This is a genomic window from Rhodococcus sp. G6(2025) (genome assembly GCF_058628105.1).
Genome location: NZ_CP179751.1, coordinates 365,633 through 378,121 on the forward strand (window position 1 = coordinate 365,633; position 12,489 = coordinate 378,121).

Sequence of the window (12,489 nt, forward strand, 5' to 3'; positions counted from 1 at the left end):
GAGTTCCTGCGCCGGCGTTAAATTCGCGCCCACAGCTTTCGTCCCCCTGCCGCGGTTCGAGGCAGTCAGAGCGACGCGGCGGTCTTGTAGGCCGGATTGCGGACAGTCGGCGTCAGGTCGAGCGCGCAGGCCGACGTCGGGATCTGACCACCCGGCCATCCGCACACCATGACCGTGGTGAATCCAAGGTGAGTGAGGATGGAAGTGATGGATCCCTGTGCCAGTTCGTGTCCCTGAACCGTGTACTGGTTGGCGGGCCGCGGGTTCGACCGCAAGTAGACGATGATCCCGCCTTCTGTGGCGATTTGGGCTCGACGGGTCTCGAACTCATGTCGGCACCCGCAGTCGGATACGAGCGGATCGCGGTGCGAACATTCGAAGACGATGTACACCGTCGGAGCTGCCGCAGGCGTTGTTGAACCGATGAAGGCCGTGTGGTGGGCGCCGGTCAGTTCGTCGTCGAAGTCGACTACGCGCATGGACCTGTCTGGAACGTCCACAATCCGTGTAGCAGTATGGCGAACCCGCCCAACGTGGCCGTCGCCGTGATGTAGGCGGTAGTGCACCACATCCTGGAGCTGCACTACTGGAACGCTGTGAACCCGGGCGAATGCCGCGAGTTCGGTGCCCTGCAGCAGGGTTCCATCGTCACTCAGCAACGTGGCCGTCAGCGCTACTGGCGGAAGTCCGGCGATTTCGCACAGGTCGACCGCCGCTTCCGCACTGTTTCGGTGCTCGATCACTCCGCGTGGAGCTGTTCTCAACGGCAGGATGTGTCCCGGCCGCGTCAGATCCACTGGGCGGGTCTGCGGGCTGGCGAGCACCCGAGCGGTCCGCGACCGGTCTGTCGCACTGATACCGGTTCCGACGCCGGCAGCGGCGTCCACACCTATACCGAAGGCCGGAGTTGTTGCGCTGAAGCCGTTGCCCCGCACCATTGCGGGCAGTTCCAGCTCGTCTGCCCGGGTCGAGCGCATCGCCGAACACAACAGTCCGGAGGTGTATCGAACTGCCCATGCGGTCCACCGTGGGCTGGCGAGGGCGGCGGGAATCAGCACATCGGCGACTTCCTGATCGTCAGCTCCGCTGACGATCAGTACCGGCGCTCCGGTGGTCAACGCGTTTGTCGCGGATTGGATTCTTTTTTTCAGATCACAGACGTCGGTCATCACGATTCCTCACCGATCACGAGGGTGCGAAAACGGCTGTCATGAAAGACAAGGGGTTTCGCTGTCTCATTTACCGCGGTGCTGTTGACCTCCAGAAGTACAACATCGTGGTCCCCTGCGGGGATCGACGTTGAGATCCTGCAATCGAGCCATGCTGCGGCGTCGGCTAGGAATACTGCAGTGGATTCGCCTGCAAACCAAGAGATCCCGGCGAACCGATCGGTGTTCTTGGCCGCGATCTGGCGACTCGCCGCTTCGTGCGTCGATGCCAGGACCGAGATACCGAGATGGCCGTCCTTCGACAGAGTCGGCCACGTCGTCGAAGTGTGCTGCACGCAGATCGACACCAACGCCGGGTCCATGGACACTGGTGTGAACGAGGTAGCTACGATTCCCACCGGTCGTCCCTCCTGGAGCGCGCATACTGCCGCGACGCCAGTCGGGTACTGCCCGTACAGTCGGCGGAGCCTGGTGGTATCCCGTTCCGAGTCACCTGTCTTTACTGGATCGAAAGTCATCATGGCGTACCGCCTTGGCTGAGTGGTGAATTGATCTGCTCGTTGAACACACTGCATCGCTCACGGAGGTCGCCCTCCGAGTGGTGGAGGCGATCCGGCGACGACCGGTACGAAGTCGGGTTGAATGTCCCCTTCGTTGTGTGGGGACGATTGTATCGAGCGGACTTATCGGCGTCGGAGGATCGCGTAAGGGTTGCTCCCATGTCGTGCATGTCAGGCACCCCGGGCACGCGCATGCTGGACGATGAGGGAGGTGACGGCATCGAGGCATGCCGCCCCGATGGATGGCGACGCGCCCGTAGGGTCTCCCAGGACACCGTTTGGCGATATCGAACTGATGCCCTCACGGAAGGCGCGATCGAGGAGTCCCTTGTCAACCATGCCCGAGTATCCGCGGGCAAAGCGCTCGACGCGAACCTTGTCCGGGTGAAGTGCGAGCATCACAGAGGTTTCCGCGACGTCGGCGTGCCCACCGACGTTGCCGCCCAGGGAGGCCATGTCCTCGGCGGCCCAGCGCCAGGCGTCCAGAATCGCTTCACTGTCGGTGAAGACGATGACCGACAGTGGTGCCAATTTGTCCGCCAGACGCAACTCGAAGTCGCGCATGACCGGGTAGTTGCCGATGTGGCCCGAGAACAGGACAATCCGCTCGAAACCGGACGCGGCCAGGTGGGCGCCGTAGTCTTCGCAGATCGCCTCGAGAGTCGACGCCCGGAGAGACAGTGTGCCGGGGTATCCGAGATGATGTGGCGAGTATCCGACACGAACGGTCGGCAGGACGAGCGCACCGCCGAGGTCGTTCGCGACCCGCACGGCAAGCTCGTCGGCGTGGTCGGCGTCCATTGATAGCGGTAGATGCCGGCCGTGTTGTTCGACTGCACCGAGGGGCAGGATCGCTGTGCGTGCCCCGTCTGCGATTGCGTCACCGATTTCGGCACTCGTCATGTATTCGATCCGAAGTTCGTTCATAGTGGCACCTACTTGCGATCCGTCCTGGCAAATCGAGCCTGGCGGGCAATCTCGTCCTGCTCGCCGACGTCGTACATGTCGTCGACGAGATCGGTGAAGGAGGCGAGGATGTTGGAGCGCCGGATGGTGGCTTTGGCCGTCAGCTCGCCCGCTGCTGCTGACAGCGCCCGCGGCAGAATCCGGAACTTCTTCAATTGCAGTGGACGGGCGAGTTCGGAGTTGACCTCGTCGATCCATCGGGTCAGAGCAGCATCGCGTTCGTGTGGAGTCATTGCCTGCGTCTCGTCGCTGACGCTGAGCAGTACCGTGAGGTATTTCCGGCCTTCGCCTACGACGATCGCCTCGTCGATGAGCGGACTCGCTTTGAGCCGTACCTCTATCGGCTGCGGGCTGACGCTCTTGCCGCCGCTGGTCTTGAGGACATCCTTCATTCGCCCGATGATCGTCACCTCGCCATCGGAGCTCAGCTCGACAAGATCGCCTGTGCGATACCACCCGTCCTCCAGAGCCGAGGCTGTGGCTTCCGGATTGTGCCAGTAGCCGTCGAAGAGACATGGGCTGCGCACCTGCAGCTCGCCTTCGTGGGATACACGGACAACCCACCGGGGATCGGGCATGGCCTTTCCGATGGTTCCTGGCGCCGGAAAGGCCCGGTCCCATTGGGCGATCACGGAGCCACACGTTTCTGTTGTACCGAAAAGCTCGCGAAGATCGAGACCCCACATATGCCAGAGCGCGGCGACGTCGGGGGTCATGCTTCCGGAGGCTGTCCAACTGACCTTGATGCGGTCCATGCCGACCTTCGCCCGCAGTGGTAGGAAGACGCATTTCATGCACAATCCGTAGAGCGCTTCGAGGTACCTTGGCACCTGACGCCCACGCCAGCGTAGATCACTGACCTTGCGGGCGACCTTCATGGCAATCGAGTATCCGAGGCGGAAGGCTCTGCCGGACTCGGCAAGCGTCTGCAGCACTTCGCTGGCGAGCTTCTCATGCATCCTCGGCGGCCATAGGACGGCAGTTGGCCGCACCCCGATGAGCGCTTCAACTCGCTGATCCATTGTGCAGTACGTGATGACGAGTCGCGTCATTATCGGCGCGAAGACGCCGACTAGAGCCGGCGCGACGTGTGATAGTCCGAGGAATCCAACGAGATCGTGCCGGGTCGTCCCGATCTCGGGGTAGGACATTGCGAAACCAAGTACGGAGTACTGGAGAGTGCGGTGCGTGTGTCTCACGCCCTTTGGCGCGCCGGTGGATCCAGACGTGTAAAACAGCGCGGCCAGCTGGTCTATGTCGCCCGCTTCGACAAGAAGCGTGAACAGTTCCGGCTCAGCCACAGCCCGTGCGCTTCCGACGGCGCGTAAGTAGTCCCAATGTACGGTTTTGACCGTTTCCGGCAGGTCCGCTGGCTCGGCATCGAACCCGATAGTTGCACGCAAATGTGGCAATCCGGCAGCGACCGCGCGGACCTTGGCGATGTCAGATGTGCCCTCGGCGAAAATAGCAGTTGCGCCGCTGCTTTCGAGCGCGTACTCAACCTCGGGGACCGAGCTGGTTGGATACACGCCGACGGGAACGCCGCCGACACTCAGGATGGCGAGTGCCGCCACGACCCACTCCCGGCGGGTAGAAGACATGATGGCCACCCGGTCGCCCGGCGCCACCCCGAGATCATGGAGGCCCAGGGTGGTCTCCCGCACTTCCTCCAGGTACTCGCTCCAGCTGGTCGGGCGGGCATCGCCGTCCACCCAACTGCAGAATGCGACCGTATCCGGTTCGCGCTCGGCGCGGTCGCACAGCATCTGAGCGAAGGTGCGATCCACGGCTTCGAATCCCGACACGCTGCGCAGCACGGGTACCCCGTTCCTGCCGCCTTCAGGCGAACTCTTTGAAACCATGTTCTTCATCTCCGTCCCCACGGTCACTGCAATTCCTCAGCCAGATCATTGATCTCGGTGCCCGTGTAGCGCTTGACTACCTGCCACTTCCCATCGACCACCTGATATACGCCGTAGTCGGGTGCGGCCGTGTTCGTCGAGTTGAAGTCGACGGGGCCGCTGGCACCGTGATAGTCGATCTTCTCATCTCTGGCCAGGAGATCCAGGCCCTCATCCAGGGAGAACACCGGCGCGCCACCGGAATCAGTCACGTTGTGAAGATTCTCGGCAATCGCCGTGCCTGTAGCCTCGCCACCGGCCGCCATCGCCAAGAGTCCCGAAACGATCGCATCGTATGCCATGGCCGCCGTGGGCTGCTGAGCGATGGCCATGCCTTGCTCCTGGCCGTACTCCTCGATCAGCATATCGCGCATCCCCGAGACGGACGGCGAGTCTGCTGCGAACGCGGACTGCCCGTACGCGCCTTCGAGGTATTGGGCACCGACCTCGTCGAGTAGCACGGGGAAGGTCAGCTCGGCGATAAAGGACCATTTGCCAGGAATCCCTGACCGCGCCCACTCGCGCACGATCGGTACAGCAGGCTCGACGGAGCCGGCGAGAAACACCATATCGGGTTGGGGTTCAAAGGCACTGCGAACCTCCGGCAGATAGGAGCTCTGTCCCCCGTTGAATGCGACTTTCGCCACGACCTTGCCGCCGAGCCGTGTGTAGTAGTCCTCCAACCAGCTCGATGTGCTTCGTGCTGAGTCAGAGTTTTCGTAGAGTATCGATAGAGTCTTGAAACCGTTGTCCCAGATGTTTTTTGCAACCGCCAGGCCATCGAAAGTGTCCGGGCCAATGGTACGGAAGGTGTAGGGGTTGGCCTGGTCGTCGTACTCGACGATGCCGGCATACGGAGATGCGATGGCAACCTCGCTGCGTTCTGCCTGGCTGAGCGTCGCCATGAATGTCGATGACGTCGGACCCAAGATGAATTGCGCGTCATCTTTATTGATGAGCTTGGTGACGGCGCGGACTCCATCCTCGGCGTTGAACTTCTCGTCCTCGCTCACAACCTCGAGTGTAGTCCCGTTGATGCCGCCGCGTTTGTTGACATGGTTCACTACTGCTCGGGTGATCGAATCGACGGGCCCGCCGAAAATGGCGGCTTCACCCGATAGCGGCGCGGCCACACCGATCACCGTGGTTCCGCCGGACGCCCCTCCACCGTCGCCACAACTTGTGAGCACTGCCCCGGTCGCCATGACGACGCACGCGACTGACACCTTACCTGCTGTTGCTCTTAGTACTTTCATCCTCAAAATCTCCTGTGGGACTATTGCTTCGGGGAGGGCGGTAGACACTTCTTGGTAGAAGCAAGGAGAGTCAAACCGGTATTCTCTATCTGCGATCGCGTAAAACCATGCGTGGCGCTCACGCCTGTGGAATTCGGGCACCCAAAAACATCTCGGCGAAGCCCGGATCCGCGAGCAGTTGCGGCCCGTTCGCCTCGTGATGAATCTGGCCGGATTCCATGAGAAATACGCGTCCGCACAGCGGCAGGATTTGGCTGGGATGCTCTTCGATCACCCATAAGACGCCAGTCCCGCTGCGCTCGATAACGCAGATCTGCTCGATGAGTGAATCGACAATCTGTGGCGCTAGCCCGGTGGTGGGTTCGTCGAGGATCAACAGCCTCGGCCGCATGAGCAACGAGGAGGCGATGGCGAGCTGCTGGCGTTGCCCGCCTGAAAGCGTCCCAGATCGCTGCTTCCGGCGCTCGGCGAGGATCGGGAACAGCTCGAAAACCTCATCCACGCGGTCATGAGGCAGCCGCATCGCGCGCGTGACAACTTCCAGATTGTCCTCGACGGATAGTGCGCCAAAGACGTTGCGCAGCTGAGGCGTATATCCGAGGCCGCGGCGAGCTCGCTCGCGGGCGGGCATCCCATCGAGTGGCTCTCCACCAAGCTTGACGCTCCCGCCGCGCGCATCGACGACCCCGGCGATGGTCTGCACGAGGGTTGTCTTGCCGGCGCCATTAGGACCAATGATGGCTGTGATCGATCCTTCATCAGCAGCAAAAGATATGCCACGGATGATGTTATTTCGACCGTACCCGCTGGTTAGGTTCTCGACATCAAGCAGTGGCACTGCGCACTCCCAAATAGGTTTCGATAACTAGGGGGTCGCGGATGACTTCCGCCGGTGGGCCGCTTGCGATGACATGGCCGTCGTGCATTACGTACAGTGCATCGGAAATCGCGTTCATGAACGACATGTTGTGCTCGATGACGAGCACCGTTACACCCTCGACGTCGCGCAGCTGACGCACTGTCGTCGATAGGCGGTGCTGATCGTCGGGGTTGAGCCCCGAGGAAGGCTCATCGAGCATCAACAGCGACGGCGGCTCCATGAGCAGTCTGGCAATCTGGAGCAGGCGCCCCTGGCCGATCGACAGATCTCCCGCGCGGGCATTCGCCAGTTCCGTCAATCCCAAGCGATCAAGCAATATCCATGCACGGTCGACCAAGCTGCGCTCACTCACCGAAATCTGCCGCGGAGACGTGAAGAGCCGTGACAGGCGCTCGCCTGGCACTGTGCGCACAGAGGTGAGCAGATTCTGCACGACCGACATGTCGGTGAAGTCGGCGGTGTTCTGAAATGTGCGCTTGAGACCCATCCGGGCAAGTTGATGCGTCGGTGCCCCTGTCACGACGCGACCGTCGAACAGGACCGTCCCCGCATCAGGCTCGAGGAAACCGGACACCGCGTTGAACAGCGTCGTTTTGCCGGACCCGTTTGGCCCGATGAGACCAGTAACCTTGCCTCGGCCCACTACCATGTCGACACCGTCGAGCGCCCGGAGCTGACCAAAGCTCTTCACAACGCCCTTCACTTCGAGCAAGGGATTCGGTGTAGTCATCAGCGACCACCTGCCGCAGAAGTGGCCAGCACAGCAGGCGCCACGGAGGCGGAGCGGGGTGGCGGGTAGACGGCCAGCCGCGGCCGGAAGAGACCACCCGGCCAGAACAGGAGTATCACAATGAGGACCAAACCCTGCAGTGCGTCCTGAAGACTGGCCAACAGCTCCGGCGTAATGAAGTCCACCTGGATGTATGTGAGGCCTTCGCGCAGACCCAACAGGACGACCGCACCAAGCACCGCGCCGGCATTGCTGCCTGTCCCGCCGATAATCAGAGCAATGAAGACCGTGAAGGTGATATTCACGTTGAAGAATGTCGGAGTAAGGATCGACAGATACCACACGTACATGACCCCGGCCAGACCCATGAAGAACGCGGCAAAGACGAAAGCCTTGAGCTTGACCGCGTAGACGTTCACACCGAGCGAGCGAGCGACTGCTTCGTTCTGGTTTATGGCGCGCAGGCTTCGACCGAAAGCCGATCGCGTCACACGCCGGAAGAGCAGGTAGCTGATTCCGAGAACAACCACAACGGCCGCGGCGACGAACAACGCCTGCGCTCGGCCCGGGATGATGTCGAGACTGGGCACCGGCGCGTTCAGCAGTCCGCGCGCCCCATTAGCGATCGCCGGTTGGTTGATGAACAGCTGGCGGATCACCTCGGCAAGCGCGAGCGAGACAACAGCGAGGTACTCACCACCGACCCTCAGTAGGCCGCTTCCCACAACGAACGCGAGTAGAGCTGATACAAGACCACCGATGATTGCGCCCGCCCACCACGGCAAGCCAAGCCCGAGAATATATGTGTAGGAGCCGGATGGAGCCGGCATGACAGCGAGTGCGTAGGCGTAGGCGCCGACACCGAAGAACGCCGCCACACCGAAGTTCACCATCCCGCCGACACCGAACTGAAGGTTCAGCGCTAGGGCTGCGACGGCGTAGATCCCCATAAGGGTGATCAGTCCGCCAAGAATCAGCAGAGTGCTCATGCGACACGCTCCTTCGGACCGCTGAAGAGGCCCTCAGGCCGGATGAACACGACCAAGGCGATGACCGCGAACACAACCATCTGGGTGTATTCGGACGGGATGACGAGGGTCGCGAGACTTGACGTGAGACCAACGAGGACGGCCGCAAGCATCACGCCGTAGATACTGCCGAGTCCGCCGATGATTGCGGCGGCGGAAATGATCAGCACCTGATCCCAGCCAAGCTCGGGGTAAATGCGTGCGGTGAAGGCGATGAGCGTTCCCGCCAGCGCAGCCAGCGCACTCGCCACCGCCCAGGTGAGGTATTGCAGATAGGAGGTGTTGACGCCGCGAATTTGAGCCAGCGCCTGATTGTTGGCCATCGCGCGCAACGCCCGTCCGCTGTAGGACTTCGACAGCCAAAAATGCAATGCCACAACCACCAGGGCGGCAATGATGACTACCGCGACCTGATCAATTCCGGCCACTGCAATCCCACCGATGCGGAAGGTCTCTTGCAGAGGGACGTTGAGCGTCTTTACGCCGTACCCCGTGAATACCTCGATCATTGCGTGAATGAAGAATGCGAGACCGACGGACGCGATCATCGGGATATAGTGCGGACGTCCGCGCATCGGCCAAAAGATCAGCCGAGCCGATACGACGCCCGCCACCGACGTGACCGCGATCGCCGCGAGACAGGAGACTATCCAGTGCAGCCCAAGCAGCACGTTGAATCCGTACGCACTGAACCCGCTGAGCACAATGAGCTGGGGAAGCGCGATATTGAGGAAGCCCTCCACCCGGCGCACGAGTTCAAAGCCCACTGTCGCGAGCAGCAGAACCGCGCCGCTGACAAAGCCTGCAACAACGACGGCTAACACGATTCCACCTTCATCCCTTTCCTCCTCGAGATCGTCTGCCGTTCCAGCTATCTCGCAATCCTCGGGCAACGGGGTCGTCGAAGTATTCGGCGGCAGACCCAAGTGTGCGCTGCAGAGAGGTACCGTCGCGGGCGTCGTCTGGATCGTTCAGGCTGCGTTTCAAAGCGCCGTAGAGCACTGGTGCCTTTGCCCCGGCGAGTCTCGCGGATGCGACTGCCGCATCGACAAGCTCTGCGGGGTCCGCGAGAACATCGACGAGGCCGATCTCCAGTGCGCGCTCGACATCAAATAAGTCCCCCGACAAGAGCAGTTTCCTCGCTGCGCGTGCTCCGAGTAGTCGGGTGGCGCGCTGAATGCCCGTATCGGCCGGTAGGAGGCCATGATTGATCTCTGGGAAACCGAATCGCGCACCTTGGACGGCCAACACGGTGTCGGCGAACAGGGCAATCTCCATGCCACCGCCCACACAGTAACCATTGATCGCGCCGATCACCGGTCGCGGGTATCGGTCCATGGCCACGAGTAGCGCATGAAACTCCCGCATCCGGGCGTCCAGCTCTTCTTGGGCGGCTCCCTCGAGCTCTCTTATGTCGCCTCCGGCACAGAAGAATCGTTCTCCCTGACCTGTGAGGACGACCGGCGGCGCTTCACGCATCTCGCCGAGTTCGGCAAACAGCGCCGCGAGACTGTGAATGGCAGATCGGTTCAGTGCGTTTGCCGGCGGCCGGTCCACGGTGACGACCAGGACGCCCGCGCGGTCTACAGTGGTGAACCCAGCGGCCTGTCGGGTCTCAAGTCCTGACATGCTTCACCTAGCAACTTCTTGCGTCGCCGGGGAATCAAAGACGGAGTGGTTATCGCGGCGGGCGGAGGGGAATTGGGCCGGCCGGCCCTCGCGGAAGGCTTGTCGGGCCTCTGTGTAGTCCGCGCCGGCGAAATTGAGGGTCTCCAACGCCGCAGACAATTCCTGCTGAGGGAGGGCGTTGGTCAGCCAACCTGAGTTCAGCGATCGCTTCGTCCAGCGGATTGCCTGCTGCGAGCCCTGCGCAAGATCATCGGCGATCGCCAGGGCACGCCCGAGCACGGCGTCCTTCGGTTCGGTGAGGCTTACCAGGCCGATGCGCTCAGCCTCCGCGCCAGTCAGACTTGCTGAAGTGAGTTGGTAGTACTTCGTTTTGGCCATGCCGGCCAGCAGCGGCCAGATCAGGGAAGAATGGTCGCCGGCGACCACCCCGATGCGGGTGTGGCCGTCCAGGAGCAAGGCGTCCTCAGCGGCTACGCTGATATCCGCGAGCAGTGCCATCGACAAACCCCAGCCCACCGCCGGTCCGTTGATCGCCGAGATGAGTGGCTTGTCCATGTTCAGGAGGCTCATGATCCGTCGCCGTTCGTCCTCCATGAGTTCGATCGCATCATCCAGAGTGGGGTCCGGTTGGCGCACGTCCATGCCCGTGCAGAAGCCGCGGCCGGCGCCGGTGATGACGGCGACTCGCGTCTGGGGGTCTCGGTCGACGTCCTCCCAGATTTCGGACAGGTGCTTGAACATCGGCATCGTCAGGGAGTTCAGTCGCTCGGGACGGTTGATGGTGATGAGGAGGACCCCGTTCGGCTTGCGCTCGATCAAGATCTCCTTCGGGTAGCGGCTAAAGATGTCATCCGCGGCCAATGTGCTCATCGTGCTTCTCCTACCTCGACGGTGTTGCCGGTTGTTTCCTTCTGTGCACTTTCGAACGCTTCGAGCTCGGCATAGTGGGCCGGTCGTGCGGTGCGAATGTCGTCCAGAATCGCCTCAGGGGTGCGCACGACAGCCTTGGGGTTCTTGAACTTGGGGATTACGTATTTGCCGAACAGTTCGATCGACTTCATCAGTTCCTTGTGGGGGAGCCCGTCGATGCGCATGACGAGGGAGTCGGCGCCCAAGTCGGCGAATCGCTGGACCTGGGCGACGCAGTCCTCGGGATCTCCTACGATGAAGCCGGACGACTCTTCGAACATGTAACGTTCGTCGTTGAAGTCGAGATGCTTGACGGCTCCCATGTACTGGTAGTCATCGGAGAGTTTCGAGAGGCGCTGGTATGCGTCCGTCGATAGTGCGACTGATTCAGTGAGGCCCCTTGCCCACTTGAGGGCTTCGTCCCGGGTTTCGGCGCAATGCATACCGCCGCCGACCGCGACGAGCTTTTGTGCCTGTCGTGGGTATGTGTGCGTCGCGCCGGCGAGAGCGTCGTCGTAGATGCGGAGCATGTTCTCGAGGAATTCGAAGCCGAGGTAGAAGCCTCCGACAATCGCGCCGACGCCGAGTTCGGCGGCAGTTCGAACAGATTCGGGACTTCCGGTGGCCATGTGGATCGGTGGATACGGAGTTTGAATTCCTTTGGGTACCAGGCTTCGTGGTGGGATCTTGTAGTGCTCGCCCACGAACGAGAAGACATCGTTGTGCAGTGCGCGGCGAATGACTTCGAGCCCTTCAATCTGCTGCGCCTTGTTTTCCGTCGGCGAAACCTCAAAGGCGCGCAGTGCGAGTGTGGTATTGCCTCGGCCGACACCGAGTTCCACGCGGCCGTTGGACAGAATGTCTTCGGTGGCCAGCCTCTCGGCGACCCGAAGCGCGTGGTTGATGCGTGTGGGCAGCAGGGTGACCAGGTGCACGAACCGAATGCGTGTGGTGAGGGCCATCAGGTACGGATAGAGGACCTCCGGGGCGGATGTCGTCGCTGTGCCGATCGCCACGTGCTGCTCAGAAGTGCCGAACGCATCGAATCCCACCTCTTCGGCGAGGAGGACCTCGTCGACGAGCTCCCGGTAACGGTGCTCATGGGTATGCCCTGGGGGCGTTTCGCCCTCGCTCATGAAGATGAATCGCATAGCCACAACCTTTCGTGTGTGAATGCGCATTAACGTGAATGAGCATTAACGTAGAACGAGAGTGTGAGCTTGTCAACACTTGGCGGGCAATCCAGCGCCTTCATTGGGCCCGGCTAGCAACATGCCTGACCAGACGTGAAATCGTGGGGTCCCGCGGGGGAGTGTCGGCCCGCAGCTAACGACGGCAGGTGTCCGTCTGCTGTCCGATTGTGTTAATGAGTGTTACCATTGGTTGCATGGAACTGATCAAGATGGTTGGGCGCGCCGCCTGCGGGTGGTGTGCGACTCTTCATGCGCCGGTCCCTGATTT

At 61.6% G+C, this 12,489-nt stretch carries 12 protein-coding genes; all 12 read right to left on the bottom strand.

Annotation, left to right across the window (positions count from 1 at the left end):
- Positions 1–65: 65 nt before the first annotated feature.
- On the bottom strand, positions 66–1,169 hold the full coding sequence (locus ACLIVD_RS38745) for a 3,4-dihydroxy-2-butanone-4-phosphate synthase (RefSeq protein ID WP_206016740.1): 1,104 nt from the start codon (positions 1,167–1,169) through the stop codon (positions 66–68).
- Positions 1,169–1,744, bottom strand: a complete 576-nt coding sequence (locus tag ACLIVD_RS38750) for a flavin reductase family protein (RefSeq protein WP_332113150.1) — start codon at positions 1,742–1,744, stop codon at positions 1,169–1,171. Before ACLIVD_RS38750 ends, ACLIVD_RS38745 begins: the two co-directional genes overlap by 1 nt.
- A 156-nt stretch (positions 1,745–1,900) precedes the next feature.
- Entirely contained in the window at positions 1,901–2,632 is a 732-nt protein-coding gene (locus ACLIVD_RS38755; RefSeq protein WP_491933250.1) for a creatininase family protein, read from the bottom strand.
- A 32-nt stretch (positions 2,633–2,664) separates the two neighbouring features.
- Complete coding sequence (locus tag ACLIVD_RS38760) at positions 2,665–4,584, bottom strand: AMP-dependent synthetase/ligase (RefSeq protein ID WP_477925037.1); 1,920 nt, start codon at positions 4,582–4,584, stop codon at positions 2,665–2,667.
- Positions 4,581–5,738, bottom strand: coding sequence for an ABC transporter substrate-binding protein (locus tag ACLIVD_RS38765; protein ID WP_206016743.1), 1,158 nt, complete (start codon positions 5,736–5,738; stop codon positions 4,581–4,583). Before ACLIVD_RS38765 ends, ACLIVD_RS38760 begins: the two co-directional genes overlap by 4 nt.
- 232 nt (positions 5,739–5,970) lie before the next feature.
- Positions 5,971–6,690, bottom strand: a complete 720-nt coding sequence (locus ACLIVD_RS38770; protein ID WP_206016744.1) for an ABC transporter ATP-binding protein — start codon at positions 6,688–6,690, stop codon at positions 5,971–5,973.
- The gene (locus tag ACLIVD_RS38775; protein ID WP_206016745.1) at positions 6,677–7,462 is read right to left on the bottom strand and encodes an ABC transporter ATP-binding protein; all 786 of its coding nucleotides are present in this window, start codon (positions 7,460–7,462) and stop codon (positions 6,677–6,679) included. The genes ACLIVD_RS38770 and ACLIVD_RS38775 overlap by 14 nt, the downstream gene beginning before the upstream one ends.
- Entirely contained in the window at positions 7,462–8,451 is a 990-nt protein-coding gene (locus ACLIVD_RS38780) for a branched-chain amino acid ABC transporter permease (protein ID WP_206016746.1), read from the bottom strand. Before ACLIVD_RS38780 ends, ACLIVD_RS38775 begins: the two co-directional genes overlap by 1 nt.
- On the bottom strand, positions 8,448–9,314 hold the full coding sequence (locus tag ACLIVD_RS38785) for a branched-chain amino acid ABC transporter permease (RefSeq protein ID WP_065491475.1): 867 nt from the start codon (positions 9,312–9,314) through the stop codon (positions 8,448–8,450). The genes ACLIVD_RS38780 and ACLIVD_RS38785 overlap by 4 nt, the downstream gene beginning before the upstream one ends.
- A gap of 10 nt (positions 9,315–9,324) precedes the next feature.
- The gene (locus ACLIVD_RS38790; RefSeq protein WP_491933253.1) at positions 9,325–10,119 is read right to left on the bottom strand and encodes an enoyl-CoA hydratase/isomerase family protein; all 795 of its coding nucleotides are present in this window, start codon (positions 10,117–10,119) and stop codon (positions 9,325–9,327) included.
- A gap of 3 nt (positions 10,120–10,122) precedes the next feature.
- Positions 10,123–10,989: an enoyl-CoA hydratase/isomerase family protein gene (locus ACLIVD_RS38795; protein WP_133987632.1), complete on the bottom strand. Its 867-nt coding sequence runs from the start codon at positions 10,987–10,989 to the stop codon at positions 10,123–10,125.
- Positions 10,986–12,179, bottom strand: a complete 1,194-nt coding sequence (locus tag ACLIVD_RS38800; RefSeq protein ID WP_477926210.1) for an LLM class flavin-dependent oxidoreductase — start codon at positions 12,177–12,179, stop codon at positions 10,986–10,988. Before ACLIVD_RS38800 ends, ACLIVD_RS38795 begins: the two co-directional genes overlap by 4 nt.
- Positions 12,180–12,489: the final 310 nt, after the last annotated feature.